At 63.7% G+C, this 18,621-nt stretch carries 18 protein-coding genes; 10 read left to right on the top strand and 8 right to left on the bottom strand.

The annotated features are described in order from the left end of the window. Positions 1-4: 4 nt before the first annotated feature. The gene (locus ACIQUB_RS09885) at positions 5-892 is read left to right on the top strand and encodes an AraC family transcriptional regulator (RefSeq protein ID WP_113235453.1); all 888 of its coding nucleotides are present in this window, start codon (positions 5-7) and stop codon (positions 890-892) included. Here the strand turns inward: ACIQUB_RS09885 and cax are convergent. Then, the gene (cax, locus tag ACIQUB_RS09880) at positions 889-1,965 is read right to left on the bottom strand and encodes a calcium/proton exchanger (RefSeq protein WP_209233012.1); all 1,077 of its coding nucleotides are present in this window, start codon (positions 1,963-1,965) and stop codon (positions 889-891) included. The two genes, ACIQUB_RS09885 and cax, sit on opposite strands and share 4 nt — an antisense overlap. A gap of 255 nt (positions 1,966-2,220) precedes the next feature. On the opposite strand from cax, the gene ACIQUB_RS09875 reads away from it, so the two are divergent. Together ACIQUB_RS09875 and ACIQUB_RS09870 are read left to right on the top strand one after the other, a co-directional pair. Continuing rightward, a complete protein-coding gene (locus ACIQUB_RS09875; RefSeq protein ID WP_162737358.1) occupies positions 2,221-2,493 on the top strand; it encodes a hypothetical protein in 273 nt (90 codons plus the stop codon). A gap of 27 nt (positions 2,494-2,520) precedes the next feature. Beyond that, the gene (locus tag ACIQUB_RS09870) at positions 2,521-2,946 is read left to right on the top strand and encodes a potassium channel family protein (protein ID WP_112982220.1); all 426 of its coding nucleotides are present in this window, start codon (positions 2,521-2,523) and stop codon (positions 2,944-2,946) included. Positions 2,947-2,950: 4 nt separating this feature from the next. On the opposite strand, the gene ACIQUB_RS09865 is transcribed toward ACIQUB_RS09870, so the two are convergent. After that, on the bottom strand, positions 2,951-3,847 hold the full coding sequence (locus tag ACIQUB_RS09865; protein WP_113235451.1) for a DMT family transporter: 897 nt from the start codon (positions 3,845-3,847) through the stop codon (positions 2,951-2,953). A gap of 171 nt (positions 3,848-4,018) precedes the next feature. Between ACIQUB_RS09865 and ACIQUB_RS09860 the strand changes: the two genes are divergently transcribed. Beyond that, positions 4,019-4,909, top strand: coding sequence for a LysR family transcriptional regulator (locus tag ACIQUB_RS09860; protein ID WP_113235450.1), 891 nt, complete (start codon positions 4,019-4,021; stop codon positions 4,907-4,909). Between the two features lie 87 nt (positions 4,910-4,996). Here ACIQUB_RS09860 and ACIQUB_RS09855 read toward each other — a convergent pair whose 3' ends face one another. Next, on the bottom strand, positions 4,997-6,931 hold the full coding sequence (locus ACIQUB_RS09855) for a methyl-accepting chemotaxis protein (protein ID WP_113235449.1): 1,935 nt from the start codon (positions 6,929-6,931) through the stop codon (positions 4,997-4,999). Positions 6,932-7,015: 84 nt separating this feature from the next. Between ACIQUB_RS09855 and ACIQUB_RS09850 the strand changes: the two genes are divergently transcribed. From ACIQUB_RS09850 to ACIQUB_RS09840, 3 genes are all read left to right on the top strand, one after another. Continuing rightward, complete coding sequence (locus ACIQUB_RS09850; protein WP_162737357.1) at positions 7,016-7,240, top strand: hypothetical protein; 225 nt, start codon at positions 7,016-7,018, stop codon at positions 7,238-7,240. A gap of 146 nt (positions 7,241-7,386) precedes the next feature. Continuing rightward, a complete protein-coding gene (locus ACIQUB_RS09845) occupies positions 7,387-8,133 on the top strand; it encodes a TlyA family RNA methyltransferase (protein WP_113235448.1) in 747 nt (248 codons plus the stop codon). Beyond that, positions 8,130-9,380: a class I SAM-dependent RNA methyltransferase gene (locus ACIQUB_RS09840; protein WP_113235447.1), complete on the top strand. Its 1,251-nt coding sequence runs from the start codon at positions 8,130-8,132 to the stop codon at positions 9,378-9,380. The genes ACIQUB_RS09845 and ACIQUB_RS09840 overlap by 4 nt, the downstream gene beginning before the upstream one ends. Positions 9,381-9,402: 22 nt before the next feature. On the opposite strand, the gene ACIQUB_RS09835 is transcribed toward ACIQUB_RS09840, so the two are convergent. Continuing rightward, positions 9,403-9,975 (bottom strand): TetR/AcrR family transcriptional regulator, encoded by a 573-nt coding sequence (locus ACIQUB_RS09835; RefSeq protein WP_113235446.1) that lies wholly within the window; start codon positions 9,973-9,975, stop codon positions 9,403-9,405. 226 nt (positions 9,976-10,201) lie between these two features. On the opposite strand from ACIQUB_RS09835, the gene ACIQUB_RS09830 reads away from it, so the two are divergent. After that, entirely contained in the window at positions 10,202-10,600 is a 399-nt protein-coding gene (locus ACIQUB_RS09830) for a RidA family protein (protein ID WP_113235445.1), read from the top strand. Positions 10,601-10,758: 158 nt separating this feature from the next. Next, complete coding sequence (locus ACIQUB_RS09825; protein WP_018902078.1) at positions 10,759-10,974, top strand: hypothetical protein; 216 nt, start codon at positions 10,759-10,761, stop codon at positions 10,972-10,974. A gap of 81 nt (positions 10,975-11,055) precedes the next feature. Here ACIQUB_RS09825 and ACIQUB_RS09820 read toward each other — a convergent pair whose 3' ends face one another. From ACIQUB_RS09820 to ACIQUB_RS09805, 4 genes are all read right to left on the bottom strand, one after another. Further along, the gene (locus ACIQUB_RS09820) at positions 11,056-12,876 is read right to left on the bottom strand and encodes a HAMP domain-containing methyl-accepting chemotaxis protein (protein WP_113235444.1); all 1,821 of its coding nucleotides are present in this window, start codon (positions 12,874-12,876) and stop codon (positions 11,056-11,058) included. Positions 12,877-13,164: 288 nt separating this feature from the next. Next, on the bottom strand, positions 13,165-14,493 hold the full coding sequence (locus ACIQUB_RS09815; protein WP_113235443.1) for a methyl-accepting chemotaxis protein: 1,329 nt from the start codon (positions 14,491-14,493) through the stop codon (positions 13,165-13,167). Between the two features lie 180 nt (positions 14,494-14,673). Next, positions 14,674-15,426: a crotonase/enoyl-CoA hydratase family protein gene (locus tag ACIQUB_RS09810; RefSeq protein ID WP_402929357.1), complete on the bottom strand. Its 753-nt coding sequence runs from the start codon at positions 15,424-15,426 to the stop codon at positions 14,674-14,676. Positions 15,427-15,436: 10 nt separating this feature from the next. Further along, positions 15,437-17,215 carry an acyl-CoA dehydrogenase gene (locus tag ACIQUB_RS09805; RefSeq protein ID WP_402929355.1) on the bottom strand — a complete coding sequence of 593 codons (1,779 nt, stop codon included), beginning with the start codon at positions 17,213-17,215 and terminating at the stop codon, positions 15,437-15,439. A gap of 286 nt (positions 17,216-17,501) precedes the next feature. On the opposite strand from ACIQUB_RS09805, the gene ACIQUB_RS09800 reads away from it, so the two are divergent. Continuing rightward, complete coding sequence (locus ACIQUB_RS09800) at positions 17,502-18,497, top strand: transporter (RefSeq protein WP_018902083.1); 996 nt, start codon at positions 17,502-17,504, stop codon at positions 18,495-18,497. Positions 18,498-18,621 lie beyond the last annotated feature (124 nt).

Genomic DNA, 18,621 nt, shown 5'->3' with positions numbered 1-18,621 from the left:
CGCGATGGAAACAATTACCGATCTCGCAGCGCTGATCGATCGCCATGCCGGCGTGGATGGAAACTTCGACACCGTGCTGCCGCGCGTCGGCGTTATACGATCCTCGGCGACCACCGAGCCGTTGCATACGCTCTACAAGCCCTCCTGCTGCATTGTCGCGCAGGGGCGCAAACGGGCGACGATCGGCGATACCAGCTATATCTACGATGCCGCGCATTATCTCGTGGTTGGCGTGGACCTGCCTGTCATCGGCGCGGTGATCGAGGCCAGTCCCGATGCGCCCTATCTCTGCCTACGGCTGGAGTTCGACCGCACGCTGTTGAACGAAATGATCGCTGGTACACCAGCACGCGACGAGAACCCGGCGGCGGCGCGGGTGAGCGAGACGACGCCAAGGCTGATCGATGCGGCGGCGCGTCTGCTTGGTCTTCTCGATGCGCCCGAGGATGCGCCGGTGCTGGCGCCGCTTGTCGAGCGGGAGATTTTGCATCGGCTGATATCGGGACCGCAGGGCGGGCTGATCCGGCAGATCGCCAGCGGCGAGAGCCGGCTGAACCAGATCGGCCGGGCGGTGGATTATGTCTGCCGCAATTTCGGGAGCCCCTTCGCGATCGAGGAACTGGCGGATATTGCCGGGATGAGCTCGTCATCCTTCTACGAGCATTTTCGCGCCGCGATGGCGATGAGCCCGCTGCAGTTTCGCACCCAGATCCGCCTGCAGGAAGCGCGGCGGCTGATGATCGTCGAGGGCATGACGGCGGCCGAGGCGGGGTTTCGCGTCGGATATGACAGCCCCTCGCAGTTCAACCGCGACTATGTCCGCGTCCACAAGGAGACGCCGAAGCGGGATGTGGCGCGGATGCGCACGTCTCCGAACTTTGCCGGATACTAGGAAGCGGCGGGCGGCAGCAGGAACAGCGTCAGGCCGAATATGGCGTAGACGGCGAGCGCCAGCACGCCGACATACCAGGCGCCGCGCCCGCCATTGGAGAGCAGCGCCGCCGCCATCATGGCGAGGAACATCATGGCCACCGCGCCCGGCCAGAACTGCAGCGACATGGGCTCGGGGCCGATGAAATAGCTGACGATGACGAGGACAGGGGCGACGAAGAGCGCGATCTGCGAGGCGCTGCCAAGCGCGATGCCGACGCTGAGATCGAGCCGGTTGGCGCGGGCGGCCGAGAAGGCTGCAGTCATTTCCGCCGCCGCACCGACGAGCGCCACGACGATGAAGCCGACGAAGGCGGGCGTCATGCCCATCTTCTCGGCCGCCGCCTGCACCGAGCCGACGAAGACCTCGCTGATGAGCGCCACGAAGAGCGTCACCACGACGAGGATGATGATGCTGGTCGATAGCCCCCAGCCGCCGTGGTGCTCCTCCGCCTCGCCGACGCTGGCGAAGAGCTCGCGGTGGGTCTTCAGCGAAAACAGCATGCCCATGGCGTAGACGGCGATCAGGATCACGGCGAGGCCGAGGCTGAGCGCCTGCACCATCTCCGGCCCCTGGTCGGCGCGGCTGACGAGCGAGGGGACGAACAGCGCGACAGTGGCGAGAAAGAGCAGCGACGCCTGGAAGCGGGCGCTGACGCGGTTGAACTCCTGCAGGTGATGCTTGAGGCCGCCGAGCAGAAAGGAGCCGCCGAGCATGAACAGCGTGTTGGTGACGATGGCACCGGCGATCGAGGCCTTGACCAGCAGATATTGCCCGGCCTGCAAGGCGGCAAGCGATATGACGAGTTCGGTGAGGTTGCCGAGCGTGGCATTCAAAAGGCCGCCGACGGCGTCGCCCGTGCGGGCGGAGACGGCTTCGGTTGCGCGGCTGAGCAGGGCCGCGAGCGGGATGATGGCAAGCACCGAGAGGATGAAGAGCAGCGTGTGCGATTCCGGCGAGGCGATGTCCGTCAGGATCACGACCGGCACGAAGACGAGGAGCGCCAGGAGCGGCGCGGCGCGGAGCTCGGCCATTGTCGCCTCGACCAGCCCCGGGGGCCCATGTTTGCGCTGAACGTTCTGCACGGCGGGCTCCATCCGGATTTTCGCGCGGATGAGCATAGGGGCTTGGCCGATCCCGTGCATTGCGCGCGATCAACGCTGCGCCGATATCGCTGCCTTTCCCGCGAAGGATTGATCCTGCGCAATGCGTAGCGTCCTGTGCCTGCTAGTTTGGCCGGGATGAAAGCGAGGGGTGTGGTTGGAATGCAGTCAGGAGCGGCGATCGGAGTGCGGTACATGGTTGTGCCGGGCCGCCTTGGTCTTGTCGACGTCATCGACCAGGCGACGGGTTTGCCTGTCGAGGCCGGGGTGACGGCTGTGCTGCTTGAGCCGCGAGAAGCGAGGGAACTTGTGCGGTGGCTGCTGCGCCGGGCGCATGCCGAAGGCAGTCGCGCGCATGCCGAAGGCGGAGGGCAGCGCTCGACATGCGCCAAGGAAGACGTGCCGCTCTGCCGGCTCTCGCGTAGACGCAACGAAGCCGAGATCGCCGTGCAGTATTGATATTGACCCACATCCGCTGGAGGTCCGGTGCCCGTCAATTTTCTCCTCGCCACCGCGCTGATCGCGGCCACAGTCGCCATACAGGCCGTCTTCATGGAGATCGGGCTTCGCGCGATCCGGCATGCGGAGCCGGGATATCTCGGTCGCCATGCCACGATCGCCACCGTCGTCTGGGTGAGCTACCTCCTCATTCCGATCAGTCTCGATATCTGCCTCTGGGCGCTTCTCTACTATCTGATCGGCGCCCTGCCCTCGCTTGACGACGCGATCTATTTCTCCACCGCCACCTTCACGACGGTCGGCTATGGCGATGTCGTGCTTGGCAAGGAGTGGCGGCAGATTTCGGTGTTCGAAGCGGTCAATGGCTGGATCATCTTCGGCTGGGCGACGGCGCTGATCATGGCTGTCATCCAGCGCCTTTATTTCAGGGACGGCAAGGCGAACGATGCGTGAGGTATCAGGCGCGCGAGGTCATGAAAACGCCGACCAGCGTGACGCCGAGACCGACGAACATCGTCAGCGTCAGTGGCTCGGAAAACAGCGCCCAGGCCCAGAGCATGGTGACCGGTGGGCTCAGATAGATCGCGGCGCTGACCTTGGCGACCGGGAAGAGCCGCAGGCTGGTGTAATAGACCGAATAGGCGGCGAAGGTGGCGATCAGCACCAGCCAGACCATGCCGATGGCAAAATTCTCAGTCATCGGCGGCGCGATGTCGCCCTGGATCAGGGCGCAAATGCCGAAGAGCACCGAGCCGGTCAGCGTGTGGATGCAGAGGCTCTGATGCACGGGCATGTGTCCGACGCGGCGGCGCTTGTGGAGCACCGAGGCGAGCGCGAAGATCAGCATCGAGCCGACGGTCAATCCGTAAGCCCAGAGCGGCGCCGAGCCGAAGCTCAGGCTATCGAGCGAGACGATCAGCACGCCCGCCACGGCGATCGCGGTACCCAGCCACTGGCGGCCGCTCAGGCGTTCGCCCAGCACCGGCTGCGACAGGGTGGCGATGGCGAGCGGCAGCAGGTCCGAGATCAGCGCCACAAGGCCGGTGGGCACGCGCTGCTCGATCGCCAGCGCGAAGCCGCCGAGATAGAGGAAGACGGACATGACGCCGAACCACATTTGCCCGACGATAGCCTTCCGCTGCATGCGCGGGCCGATGGTCAGGGCGAAGGGGAGCAGGATCAGGCCGGACAGCAGCGTGCGCCAGAAGAGCACGAGCACGACGCTTGCTTCCTCGCTGGCATAGCGGATGCCGACGAAGCCGGAGCTCCAGCCGATGATGAGCAATGTGGCCATCAGCGGCCATAGAAGGCGATGCTGCTGCTTGGTCGTGGCGGTCAATGCGTGGTCCGTCATCGGTGATCCCTGTCATGCGTCTCACCGAGGGCATAAGCTATTGGTTGCCGGCGAGCACATGACAAATTTCGATCGTGGCATGACTTTCAAGCGAAACCAGTCATGGAAGTTTGCAAATGCTGGCTCAACATTGCATGCTCTGATCGGCAGGCAACGAAGAGACCGAGTGACATGAGCGACCTGAACAACCGGCGGCTGGAGATCGACGCGCTGCGCGCCATCTGGGCGATCCGCCATCACGGCGGCATCACGCGGGCGGCGGAAGCGCTTGGCCTGTCGCAATCGGCCGTCAGCCACAAGATCAAGCGGCTGGAAACGAGCCTCGGCTGCGAGCTCTTGAACCGCAAGGCCGGCGCCACCGCCTTTACCACCGAGGGCGAGGAGCTGCTGGATTATGCCGGGCGCATTCTCGGGCTGCACGACGAGGCTCTGCTCAGCCTGTCGAAGACGACGCTTGCCGGGCGGATCGCGCTCGGGCTGACGGAGGATACGACGTGCTCCGCGCTCGCCCATATTCTCGGCCGCTTCCGCCGGCTGCATCCCGACGTTTCCGTGCGCACGCAGGTGCGCATGAGCCTGGTGCTGCGGGCGATGCTCGAGCAGGGTGAACTCGATGCGGCGATCGTGCAGGTCTTCGCCCACGAGGTGCGCCCGACCGATGTCATCCTGTTTCGCGAGACGCTGCACTGGGTGAAGCATCCGAGCCTGCTCCTGCCGCAGAGCACGTCCGTGCCGTTCCTCTCCTTCCATGACGATTGCTTCTATCGCCACTGGGCGCTCGATATCGGGCAGGATGGCGGGATCATGCTGGAGACGGTGTTCGAATGCTCGAGCGCCGCGGGCATTATCGCCGCTGTCAGTTCGGGTATGGGCGTGGCACTGCTCAACGAGCGGCATCTCAGGCCGGAGATGCAGATCATCACCGACCGCTTCCCGGTGCCGCCCGATCTCGTTTATGTGGTCCGTCGCGGCCGCAAGGTGCGCAACGCAGCGCTCGATACGCTGGTGGCCGAGATCGAAAGCGAGATCAGCCGCTATGGCGGGCTGGCGCTGGCCAGCTGAGGTTTGCGGCCAGATGAGGTCCTGAACACGAAAGGGGCCGCGCGATGCGCAGCCCCTTCCCTTTCCTATCGATGATCAGGCGTTCGATCAGAACTCCGACCATTCTTCCTTGACGGCCGCGGCACTTGCGCCGCCGCCACCGAAAGCGCGGGCAACGCTGCGCTTCAGCGCGTTGGCCGGCGAGGCGACCGGGCGCGAGGCCGCAGTGGCGGTTGCGGCACGCGGTGCGGCGCGGTCGTTGCCGAGGTTGAACTGGCGCAACAGATCGTCCAGCGCCATGGCTTCCTGGGCGAGCGAGTGGCTGGCGGCCGTCTGTTCCTCGACCATGGCTGCGTTCTGCTGGGTGCCCTGGTCCATGTTGTTTACGGCGGTGTTGATCTCCTGCAGGCCGATCGACTGTTCGCGCGTGGCGGTGACGATGGCGCCGACATGGCGATTGATCTCCTGCACGGCGCCGACGATCTCCGACAGAGCCTTGCCGGTTTCGCCGACCAGCGAGACGCCGGAATTGACCTGCGTGCCCGAGGTGTTGATCAGCGCCTTGATTTCCTTGGCGGCATTGGCCGAGCGCTGGGCGAGCTCGCGCACTTCCTGGGCGACAACGGCGAAGCCCTTACCGGCTTCACCGGCGCGTGCTGCCTCGACGCCGGCGTTCAGCGCCAGCAGGTTGGTCTGGAAGGCGATGTCGTCGATGACACCGATGATGTTGGAGATCTCGCCCGAGGACTTCTCGATTTCCTGCATGGCGGTGACGGCCTTGCGGACGACCTCGCCGGAGCGCTCGGCGCCGAGACGGGTGCGCTCGACGAGCTGGCCGACATCCTCGGCGCGCTTGGCGCTGTCGCGGACCGTGGTGGTGACCTCTTCGAGGGCAGCTGCCGTTTCCTCGACGGCTGCGGCCTGCTGCTCGGTGCGGCGGGCCAGATCGTCGGCTGCGGTGCGGATTTCGCCGGCGCCGGCATTGATGGCGGACGCGTTATGGCCGACCGACTGCAGGGCTGCCTGCAGCTTTTCGACGGCGTGGTTGAAGTCGTTGCGCAGGCGGTCGAACTGGGGCGCAAAGGCGGTGGTGATGCGGATCGCGACATTGCCGTTGGCAAGGCCGGAGAGACCATCGGCGAGGTTGTCGATGGCGAAGCGCAGTTCGCTTTCCTCGCGCGCCTTCTGCTCGTCGCCCATCTGGCGCTGGCGCTCGGCATCTCCACGCATGCGGTCGGTTTCGCCGGCCAGACGCAGCTTTTCGATCGCCGCGTTCTTGAACACCAGCACCGACTGCGCCATGCGGCCGACTTCGTCCTGGCGATCAAGTGCCGGAACCTCGATATCGTTCTGGCCACCGGCCAGACGGCCCATGGCGGAGGTCATGCCGACGATCGGGCGAACGATGCTGCGCGACAGCATCCAGGCGAGAGCGACGGCTGCGAAGGCCGCGAAGATGCCGCCGAAGAGCAGCGTCATGTTGAGCGCTGCACTGGCATCGGCCTTGATGGCGGAAAGCGCTGCGGATTCATCACGCGCGGCCTGCTTGATCTTGGCCGAGGCCTGGCGGAAGCCGTCGAGCTGGCCCTTGGTTTCGTTGACGCCGATCTTGACGATCTGGTCGATCGGCATGTCGGTTTCCTTGCGCGCCTTGCTCTGCGGCACGGCAAGCTGGTTGAAATAGAGGTCGGCGGCCTTCTGCATGGCGTCGATCTGACCCAGGAACTCGGTCTTGCCCGCGGCCGTCTGCTTGGCGGCGGCGATCGCGTTCAGCATGCGGTCGCGGTTATTGAAGAGATCGCCATAAGTGCTGTCGCTCTTGAAGAGCAGGAAGCCGCGCAGGTTCACGGCCTGCTCCAGCATGGCCTGCAGCGCGTCGTCGATCTGGTTGACCAGCAGCTCCGACCGCTTTTCCTCGACGGCAGCTTCCGCCACGGCGCCAGCCTTCGAATAGACGAAGGCGGAGACGGATACAAAGATGAGAATGAGAGCCGCGAAGGTCGCGGCGAGCTTACCGTTCAGGGACATGTTTCTTGCAAACATCAGTCGGTCTTTCCTGGGCGCCTGGCGCCATGGCAAATCGGGCACGCGCGGACGCATGCGGGGAAACTATCAACGAGGGAAAACATGATCGGCGGTAGGATTTTAAGCCATCATGGCGAACGCGGTTTTTGGCCGCTGCAATCGACGGCGACACTAGCCACGGAAAATTTAAAATTGTTTAAGTTAGCGCGACAACGGGTCGCAGTTTATCGGCTGCAGGCGCTGGATTCTCGGGGATTCAACCCGTTTGGCGTCTCGTTATTGCAAGCCATCATAGCGCAGGTTGTAGGTCTCTTTTCGCTTGGCTAGAGACTGCTAATTTCCACTGGCGACTATGGCAGCGCCGACAGGTGAGCCGTCGTAGCCGATCCGCCGGAGATCGCGGGACCGGCGCGGCGGCGGCGGCAGTCAACAAAAGGCTTGCAACGCGCCGCATTGCCCGGCATGGACAGGCCATGTCCGATCAAAATACACAACGCATCGACCAGCTCCTCGTCAGCCTGGGTCTTTTTGCCAGCCGTTCGCGCGCCCGCGACGCGGTCAGCCGCGGCACCGTCAAGGTCGACGGCAAGGTCATCACCAAGGCCGGCGCCGTCTTCGGCGAGGATGTCTCGATCGAGATCGATGATCCCGCGCAGGAATATGTTTCGCGCGCGGCGCTGAAGCTTGCGGCCGCGCTCGATCACTTCAAGCTCGATCCGACGGGCCATCACTGTCTCGATGTCGGCGCATCCACCGGCGGCTTTACCGAAGTGCTGCTCGAACGCGGCGCCGCGCATGTGACCGCGATCGACGTCGGCCACGGCCAGATGCACCCGCGCCTTGCCGAAAACCCCGATGTCACCAATATCGAGGGCCTGAACGCGCGCAATCTGGAGGCCGAGGATATCGGCCATCCCCTCACCTTCATCGTCTCCGACGTTTCCTTCATCACGCTGAAGCTGGCGCTGGCCCCGGCGCTCGATCTCGCTGAAGAGGGTGCTACCGCCGTGCTGCTGGTCAAGCCGCAGTTCGAGGCCGGGCGCGAGGCGATCGGCAAGGGCGGCATGCTGAAGGACCCTTCGACCGCACCCGCCGTCGCCGCCGAACTGGAGCGCTGGTTCGTCGAGGACATGGGCTGGACCAGCCTCGGGCTGATCCCCTCGCCGATCTCGGGCGGGGACGGAAACCAGGAATATCTACTCGCAGGAACCAAGCCGTGAGCACTGAAACAGTCACCATCCAGAAGCTCGGCGCCCAGGGCGACGGCATCGCCAACGGCGCTGATGGCCCCGTCTACGTGCCCTTCACGCTGCCGGGCGAAACGGTCGCCATCGCGCGCGTCAAGAGCCAGGGCACGGTGATGTCGATCACCACGCCCTCGCCGGAGCGGCAGGAGCCGCACTGTCGGCACTTCGGCCCCGATGGCGTCAACGGCACCTGCGGGGGCTGCACGCTGCAGCACGCAGGTGATGCGCTCTATCGCGGCTTCAAGCGCCAGCTGGTCATCGATGCGCTGAAGTCCAAGGGTCTCACACCTGACGTCGGCGAGCTTGTCGTCGCTCATCCCGGCGAGCGCCGCCGCGTGACATTCGCGGCGCGCAAGACCGAGAAAGAGATGCTCATCGGCTTCAACCAGGCTGAAAGCCACCATCTCGTTAATATCGAGGAATGTCCCATCTCGTCGGCAAGCCTCATTGCGCGGCTGCCGGCGATCAAGGCGATTGGCGCAGCACTTGCCGTCAACGCCGAAGCGTTCCGTATCACCGTGCTGGAAACGGCAACCGGCCTCGACATTGCCGCCGACGGCCTGAAGAAGCTTTCGGACCAGCAGCGGCGCAAGGCGACCGAGACCGTGCTCTCGATGCGCGGGATCGCACGCGTCTCCGTCAATGGCGAGATCCTGATCGAACCGGTGAAGCCGATGCTCGATTTCGGCGGCGTCCAGGTATCGCCACCGGCGGGAAGCTTCACGCAGGCGACCAAGCCGGCCGAAGAAGCGATGTCCGAGCTGGTGCTTGCGCATGTCGGCAAATCCAAGCGCATCGCCGACCTCTTCGCCGGTACGGGCACCTTCTCGCTCAGGTTGGCGCGGATCGGCCGCGTGCATGCTGTCGAAAGCGAAGACAAGCCGCTTGCGGCACTCGACCACGCCGCGCGCAACACGCAGGGCATCAAGCCCGTCAGCGTCGAGCGCCGCGACCTCTTTCGCCGGCCGCTGATGACCTCGGAACTGAAGGTTTACGACGCCGTCGTCTTCGACCCGCCGCGCGCTGGCGCTGAGTTCCAGTGCAAGGAGCTTGCCCGCTCCACGGTCAAGAAGATCGCCGCCGTCAGCTGCAACCCGCTGACGCTGGCGCGCGACCTCGCCATTCTCGTCGAGGGTGGCTATCGCATCACCTCGGTGACGCCGATCGACCAGTTCCTGTGGACCTCGCATGTCGAGGTGGTGGCGACGCTGGAGAAGTAAACCCGGCGCCGCTGGATCTCTGTCAGCTGGCGGTCCGCAAAAGGCCGCCGGCGAGATGTTTGAAGGCATCGACGACCTTTTCCAGAACCGCATGCGGATCATCGGCCGCGGCGATCCAGAGTGCTGCGTTGAGCGCCGCGCCGTTGATCAGTCGGGCTGCGGCTTCGGCATCCACGGGTTTGACGATGCCGTCCGCAATCAGCGCCTCGATGGTCTCAGTGCTGGTGCGCAGGCAGGCGGTCTGGTTCGGCCATTGCGAGGGATCGCCGAGCACGGCGGGGCCATCGAGCAGCATGATCCGCTGGATCTCGGGCTCGAGCGCCATCTCGATATACGCGATGCCTTCGTTGATAAAGCCTTCCCAGGGTGTCTTCCCCTTGGCCTGCGCGGCGCGCTGGCGGACCAGCATCTCGGCGTCGATCTGGTCGATGACGGCCTGCAGCAGCCCCTTCTTGTCGCCGAAATTGTGATAGAGCGCGCCGCGCGTCAGGCCCGCTTCGGCGGTGAAATCATCCATCGACGAGGCGGCATAACCCTTTGTGGCGAAAGCCTTTCGGCCGGCCGCGATGAGTTTCCCCCTCGTTTCCTCGACCATCTGCGCGCGCGTTCTCGCCGTCACCCTCGTCTCCGTAAATTAACATACGCGCCGCATGCGTATTGACATACGCGGCGCATACTTCCTATATTCACATACGGGGCGTATATCACTTTCGCCCTTGATCGTGAAGAGCAGAGATTCAGGTGACTGAAGAGCAACGTGTCGCGCCCTTTGGCGTGACGGCGGACGCCTGGCCTTTGCCTTGTTGAAACAGGAGCATGACATGACCAAACGCGACGCAATCTTCCCCGCCGGCCGACAGGCGCTTTATGAGATCAACAGCTATTCGGCGGCGATCCGCTCCGGCGATCTTCTCTTTGTCTCCGGCCAGGTGGGCAGCCGCGAGGACGGATCGCCGGAGCCTGATTTTCCGAAGCAGGTGCAGCTCGCCTTCGACAATCTCGCCGCCGTGCTGAAGGCCGCCGGCGCCGGTTTCGACGACATCATCGACGTCACCAGTTTTCATACCGATCCCGAAAACCAGTTCGCGACGGTCAACGACGTCCGGCTGAAGGTGTTCAGCGATAAGCCCTATCCGAACTGGACGGCTGTCGGCGTCAACTGGCTGGCGGGCTTCGATTTCGAGATCAAGGTGATCGCGCGCATCCCGCAGGCGAGCTGATCCTCTTGGCTTCCGCTGCACCTGCGCGGAGCGTGAGTGCAGCGGGCGTTCAACAGCATTTCCTAATGATTGCCCAAGTCGACAGAATATAATTCATCTATAAATTCATCTATGATAAATAATCTGCGTGTATCAATGGATAATACACGGAGGATAATATGTTTGTTATTTCCATTGATGATCATGGCGACGAACGGAATTTCCTGGCGACATCCTTCAATATTGACAGGGGCGTCGTGATTGCCACGATATGCGGCATGAAGCGCAAATTCGATGCTGCCGATGTCATCGATATTCTACCGGTGGAGCCGCTTTCGGCCCGCAACAACCGTTTCATCGCGGAGCAGCCCGAGCGTCAGCGGATGCACGGATAACGGGTTTTCCCGATCTTTCCAACCCCTCAAAAGAACGCCCGCGACATGCGCGGGCGTTTTGTCGTTTATGTCACCAATCGATCAGGCGGCGGCGTAGCGGCGCGCCATGGTGTGATTGTCCGGTTGCAGGTTGAACTGGCCGAGCAGGTTCATCAGCTTGGCGGCTTCCTGGGCCAAGCCATGGCTTGCGGCTGTCTGCTCCTCGACCATGGCGGCGTTCTGCTGGGTGCCCTGATCCATGGTGTTGACGGCAGTGTTGATCTCGGCGAGGCCGGTCGACTGCTCGCGGGTGGCGGTGACGATCGCGTCGACATGGCGGCTGATGTCCTGCACTTGGCCGACGATCGTTTCCAGCGACTTGCCGGTTTCGCCGACGAGGCTGACGCCGGAGCGAACCTGGGCGTTGGAGGCCGAGATCAGGGCCTCGATCTCCTTGGCGGCCGTGGCCGAACGCTGCGCGAGCTCGCGCACTTCCTGGGCGACGACGGCAAAACCCTTGCCGGCTTCGCCAGCACGCGCGGCCTCGACGCCTGCGTTGAGCGCCAGGAGATTGGTCTGGAAGGCGATGTCGTCGATGACGCTGATGATATTGGCGATCTTCTGCGAGGATTGCTCGATCTCGGTCATGGCGGAGACGGCCTTGCGGACGATGTTGCCGGACTCCTCCGCACCGCCGCGGGTGCGCGACACGAGGCTGCCGGCTTCCTCGGCGCGGCGGGCGGTGTCCTTCACCGTGGTGGTGATCTCTTCGAGTGCCGCAGCCGTTTCCTCGATCGAGGCGGCCTGCTGCTCGGTGCGGCGCGCAAGGCCGTCGGCGGCGTTGCGGATCTCGCCGGCGCCTGCGTCGATCGCATGCGCGTTGTGACCGACCTCTTCCAGCGCTTCGCTGAGCTTGGCGACCGAGGTGTTGAAGTCGCTGCGGAGGCGATCAAGGTGATCGGCGAAAGGCTGCTCGATGCGATGGGCGAGATCGCCTTCCGACAGGGCGCCAAGGGCACCGGCCAACGCTTCCACGGCGTGATTGATCTCGGCTGCCTCGCGCGCCTTGACGGCTTCGTTGCGGGCGCGTTCGTCGCGGGCCTGGGCGCGATTGTCCTCGGCGCTGCGTTCGAGATCGAGGCGGGCAAAGGCGTTGTCGCGGAAGACGGAGACGGCGGCGGCCATGTCGCCGATCTCGTCATGGCGGTTGGTATAGGGAACGGCGGCTTCGAGATCGCCATCGGCTAGGCCTGCCATGCGCGAGGCAATCGTCGTGATCGGCCGCGAGATCCGCTTCCAGGCGAGATAGGCGGCGGCGATGGCGGCAACCAGCGCGACCGCAAGGCCTGCGACGATCGAGACCGTGCCGGCGTAATAGTTGCCGGCGGCCGAGACGAGGCCGGCATCGGTCGACTGACGATCTCTCGCGATCATGCCGTCGACCAGCGTCTGGATGTTGTTGGCCGACATGGACAGCTCGCCGCGATAAAGCGAATTGGCCTGGCTGCGCTTGTTGTCGAGCGCGAGCGCGATGATCTTGTCGGCAACGGCGGTGTCGTTATCGAGCGCCTTCTGCAGCCGCGCGAAGTTCTGGGTCATATACTCGCTCTTCGGCTGCTTTTCAAAGGCATCGATGGCGCTCGCAAGCCGCTGGCGGCGGGTCTTCAGCGTGGTCTCGGCGTTGCGGAAATCGGTCTTGCCGGAGGCCAAGAGATAGTCGGCATAGCTGCGGCGCACGTCGTTGAGCGTCGTGACGATGGCATGCAGGCGCTCGGTGTTCGGGATATTTCGGGCGCCGATCTCACGCGTATTGGCTTCGAGACTGGTCAGCGCGACGGCGGCAATGGCGCCCTGCACGAGGGAGATGGCGACGAGGGACAGAAAGAGCACCGGAAGCAGCGTCTTGATCTTCATTTTGAACATAGCATTGTCTCGAATGCGGCCGACCGACATGCCTCAGCGATCGGAGTAACGATCCGCTGGCGTCTGCGCCTTTGATTGTGCCGGAAAAGGGGCCGGGCGCTCATGCCCGTGCTGCGTCATGCATTGCAGATCACTAAACAAGTGAATCGGTAAAATTTGATTAAAAGTAATACTTTTTGAACATTCCTGGATGACGTCACAGTAAAAGAGCCGCGCACGCTGGGCGTGGCGGCTCTTTTTAGTCGAACGAGACGTCGGCAATCGGCGGCCTTGCGCCGTCCACCGATATCAGGCGGCGGCGCGCATTTTTGCCGGTGTATCCCGGCGCTGGCGGAAGGCCGATGCCAGACCGCTCAGGACAGTGGCTTGCTCCGACAAACCATGCACGGCGGCGGCGGTCTCCTCGACAATGGCCGCGTTCTGCTGCGTAGCGCCGTCCATCTGGTTGATCGCCGCGTTGATCTGCACGAGGCCTGACGATTGCTCCCTGGCGGAATCGGCGATCGTCGTCGCGAGTTGAGAAATGTGCGAGAGGTGGCCGATGATATCCGCCAGCGCCTTGCCGGAATCGCTCACCAGCGCGACACCACGCTCGACCTGCGTACCGGAATTGACGATCAGCGTCTTGATCTCCTTCGCCGCCTTGGCGGAACGTTGCGCGAGTTCGCGCACTTCCTGGGCAACGACGGCGAAACCGCGTCCAGCCTCGCCCGCGCGCGCCGCCTCGACGCCAGCGTTCAAGGCCAGCAGATTGGTCTGAAACGCGATCTCGTCGATCACGCCGATGATCTGGTTGATCGCCTTCGAGGACTGGGCGATCTCATCGATCGCAGCGACGGTCTGGTTGGAGATCTTTTCCGATTCCTCGGCGTCCTGTTTGGCCTTGGCCGAGAAGCTGGCGGCGGTGGCAGCACTTTCGGCGGTGCTGGTGACGGCCGCAGTCATCTGGTTGAGGGCAGCGGCAGTTTCCTCGACGCCGGCTGCCTGTTTCTCGGTCCGGCGTGCAGTATCGTCGGTGGCGCGGCTGAGTTCGGCGGTGGTGGCGCGGATTGTTTCGGCGTTCACCGCGAGCTTTCCGAGAACGCCGGCCAGTTGATCTACGGTGCCGTTGAAGTCCTGGCGCAGCCCTTCATATTCATTGGGGAAGCGCTTTTCGAGGAGACAATCGAGATCGCCGGCGGCGAGCTTTCTCAGAGAAGACGCAAGGGTGTGCACGACCTCCGCCTGCTCGGCGGCCTTCGCCTCGTCGCGTTTGCGGGCTTCGGCCTCCTGGCGACGCATCTTCACCACATCGCCAATGTCCTGCCAGAAGACGACCTGTGCATTGCGACCAGCGATATTGGCCTCTAGGATCGTTGCCAGGACCGGCAGCGGCGTACCATCGAGACGCTGATGATCCCATTCGAAACGCGCCATGCCGTTTTTCTTGATCTCGGCAAACACGGCGACCGCTGCTTCACTGGTCGGGCGGCCATCCGATTGCACCGCCGGTGAAAGCTTCGCGGGATGAATGCCGATGATCTTGTCTCGAGGCAGATCGAGCATGACCTCCATCGCATGGTTGCAATCGACGATGTGCTCGTCTTCCAGTACGTAATACGCATCCGGCGACCGCATGAAGATAAAATCAGAGATTTCCTGCCTGAACGACAATGCACTTTTAAATAGTTTCACAGCATAACCCTCGTTTTGGCGCGAGAATTGATGCGTCCCCTTAAATTGTAGTAAATTTCTACTTTCGCAAATTTACCCGTCAAAAAACATAATCTCGCAATTATCGACGCGAGATTTCGTGATTCAACGGCGCATGAAAGCCTCGAAGGCGGCGCGGGCCTCGGCGCTTTGCAGGCGGGCGGCGAAGTGGCGGGCTTCCTCGTCGATGCGGGCGATGATCTGTTCGCGGTCGCCCCGGATGAGATCGCGCGAGAGGCGCAGCGCCTCTGGCGGCTTGGCGGCGAGTTTTGACGCGAGGCTGAGCGTTTCCGCTTCGACCTGATGCGGCTCCGCGACTTTGAAGACCAGGCCGGCATCCCTCGCCTCCCCGCCGGAGAAGGGTTCGCCGGCGGCGAGCATGGCGAAGGCGCGCTGGGCGCCCATGATGCGCGGGGCGAGCAGGCTGGATGCAGCTTCCGGCACCAGGGCGAGATCGACGAAGGGGGTGCGGAACTGGCTGCGGGCGGACGCAACCGTCAGGTCGCAATGCAGGTGCATGGTGGTGCCGATGCCGATCGCCAGGCCATCGACGCCCGAGACGATAGGCTTTGCCGACCGCACCAGCGCATAGAGGAAATCGATGACCTCACGCGGCATGCCGCCGCCCATTGCCACAGCCAGGAAGTCGCCGAGATCGTTGCCGGCGGAAAAGCAGCCCTCGGTGCCGAGGAAGGCCGTGGCGCGGATGTCGGGGTTGCCGTCAGCCGAAGTCAGCGCCTCGGTCATGACGGAATACATGGCGCGGGTGATGGCGTTCTTCTTGTCCGGGCGGTTGAAGCGGATGATCTGGACGCCGGGATGGGCCTCGGAGCGCTCGATGAGAATGTGGTCGGTCATATCGGGTCCCTCAGGCGAGAATGGATCTGGCGGCGGCGAGGCTTGCGGCGCCGTTGACGACCGTATCCCTCAGCGCCGTGGTCTCGGCCAGCAGGTTTTCGGCGGCGAAGCGGCAGAGCGCGATGCGATCGGCGGCTTTGCCATCGTCCGTGTCGGCGAGCGCGCCCTTGGCGAGATAGCAGCCGGTCAGCGTCAGTCCGAACAGGCGCTGATAGGGCGTGGCGCCGGAAAGCGCGTCGGCCACGTTGCCGGCCGCCAATTGCGACAGGAACCAATCGGTCGCTTCCTCGAGGTCGGTGATGGCAGCATTCAGGCGGTTCGCGGTCGCGCCGAAGTTTTCGGCGTTGGAGGCACCGACGCGGTCGGCGATCTCCTGTAGTTCGGCGATCATGCTTTTCACCTCGCCGCCATCGGATAGAGGCAGCTTGCGGGTGACGAGGTCGATCGCCTGGATGCCGTTGGTGCCTTCGTAGATCGGGGCAATGCGGGCGTCCCTGAGATAACGCGCGGCGCCGGTTTCCTCGATGAAGCCCATGCCGCCGTGCACCTGGATGCCGAGCGATGCGACGTCGACGCCGATATCGGTGGCGAAGGACTTGGCGACCGGGGTCAGCAGGGCGGCGCGCTCCTGCCAGTGTTTTTTGTCATCACCGGCGCGGTGGGCCATGTCGGTGGCGTGGGCGCAGCTATAGGCGATAGCGCGGGCGCCCTGGGTCAGCGCCTTCATGGTGAGCAGCATTCTGATGACATCGGGATGCTCGATGATCGGGCTCATGCCTGCTCCCGCCCAGCCGGGCGCCTTGCCCTGGGTGCGCTCGCGGGCGTAGGCGACGGCCTTCTGCGTGGCAGCTTCGGCGATGGCGACGCCCTGCATGCCGACGGCAAGGCGGGCGTTGTTCATCATCGTGAACATGCAGGCGAGGCCCTTGTTTTCCTCGCCGACCAGCCAGCCGATGGCGCCCTTCTCCGCACCGAAGCGGCCGTCGCCATAGATCATCGTGCAGGTGGGCGAGCCGTGGATGCCGAGTTTGTGCTCCAGCGCATGGCAGAAGAGATCGTTGCGAGCGCCGAGCGAACCGTCTTCGTTGACGAGGAATTTCGGCACGAGGAAAAGCGAGATGCCGCGCGTGCCTGAGGGCGCATCCGGCAGGCGGGCGAGCACGAGATGGATGATGTTGTCGGCGGCGTCGTGTTCGCCCCAGGTGATGAAAATCTTCTGGCCAAAGATGCGGTAGCTGCCGTCGTCGCGGCGCTCGGCGCGGGCCTTGAGCACGCCAAGATCGGAACCGGCATGCGGCTCCGTCAGGTTCATCGTGCCGGTCCATTCGCCGGAGACGAGTTTCGGGAGATAGGTCTGTTTCAGAGCGTCGCTGCCGTGGGCGCTGATGGCTTCGATGGCGCCCATGGTCAGCGTCGGGCAAAGCGCGAAGGCCATGGAGCCGGAGTTCCACATTTCGAGTGCCGCGACATTCAGCATATGCGGCAGCGCTTGGCCGCCGAAGTCTTCGGATGCGGTCAGGCCGTTCCAGCCGCCTGCGATCCAGTTGCGGTAGAGGTCGCGCCAGCCATCGGGCGTCGTCACCTTGCCGTCCGATATGCGCGCGCCCTGGCGATCACCGATCTCCGCCAATGGCGCGATCTCGTCGGATGCGAAGCGGCCGGCTTCATGAAGGATCGCATCGACCAGATCCTCGCCGAGATCGCCAAGCAGGCCGTCGTCGATCGCCTGGGCGAGACCGGCTACATGCTTGAGGGTGAATGCGATCTCCTCGACGGGCGCCTTGTACATGCTGTTCTCCTCGTAAGCCTGATGGCGCGGGGTAGCTCTCCCCTACCCGCTCCTCCGACGGCAGAGCTAATTGATTTTTACGTAAACGTCAATTTCAAACTTGTGGGCGTCACTGTCATGAAACTGTAGGATTCCCGTCATAGGGAGGCATCGCTTGAAAGGGTCTTGCCATCGGGTGCGGCGCCATGCTCATGCTCTCATATGAGCTGCCGATCCGGTGCTGCTGGTCGCCAAGACCCAGACGCCAGCGTGGAGCGCACCGCCAATGCAAGAGGACCGGCAAAGAATGGATACACTGCCTGTGAGCATGCCGGGGTTCGTCTGGGGCTACCGTTTCCCCGACGGCGGCGGCAAGCCGATACGGCTTTCCAACAACGCGCTGCCGGCGGACCTCACCGCCGATGGCGGTTTCTACTGGCTGCATCTCAACCTCGCCGACGCCCGGGTGCCCGCGCTTATCGATGCGCTGTCCGGGCTGACCGACGACGCCAAGGCGGCGCTCACCACGCACGACACGCATTCGGCCATCACGGTCGACGAGCAGATGCTTTACGGCACGCTGGTCGATTGCCAGCGTGAGTTCGACCACGAGACCGCCGATCTAGGCTGGCTGCATTTCGCGATCTCCGATCGTTTCATCATTACCACCCGACTGCAGCCGCTGCGCAGCGTCGAGCGGGCGCGGCTGCTGATGGAGAAGAACCCGGCGAAGTTTACCCGGCCGGTCGATCTGTTCGAGCTGCTCGTCACCGAATTCCAGCGCACGCTGATTTCAATCGTGATGGACCTGACCGAAGAGCTGAACATCATCGAGGACTTCGTCTACGACACCGCGCCGCGCGACGAGCGGCGGCGGCTGGCGCCGGTCCGGCGCACCGTCGTGCGCATCCACCGGCACCTGAGGACCGTGCTCGGCCTGATGCGCCGGGCGGCGGCTTCCGATGACGACGAAATGCCCTTCGGCTTCGAGGACGTCGCCGGACGGCTGACGGCGCGGCTGGAGACGGTCGACCACGATATCTACGCGCTACAAGACCGGGCGCGGCTGCTGCACGAAGAAATCGATTCCAAGCTCTCATCGGAGACCAACCGGCACCTCTACATCCTGTCGATCATGACCGCCTTCCTGCTGCCGCCGACGCTCGTCACCGGCTTCTTCGGCATGAACACGGCCAATCTGCCGTTCACGCAGGGGTCGACGGGGACTGAATACGCGATCGGGATGATCATCGCATCGATCGCGCTGGCTTGGTGGTTGTTGAAGCGGGTGAATATTTTGTGAGGTGGGTGGACTTTAGCGATAGTTAGACGGTGGAGCGCGGAGCCCCCTCATCCGCCTGCCGGCACCTTCTCCCCGTTGGGGAGAAGAGACTCGGGGCGAGGCCGCTTGCTCCATCTTCCCTTCT

The organism is Rhizobium sp. NPDC090275 (assembly GCF_044772225.1).
Lineage (GTDB): Bacteria > Pseudomonadota > Alphaproteobacteria > Rhizobiales > Rhizobiaceae > Rhizobium.
This window is presented reverse-complemented; position numbering and strand designations above follow the sequence as displayed.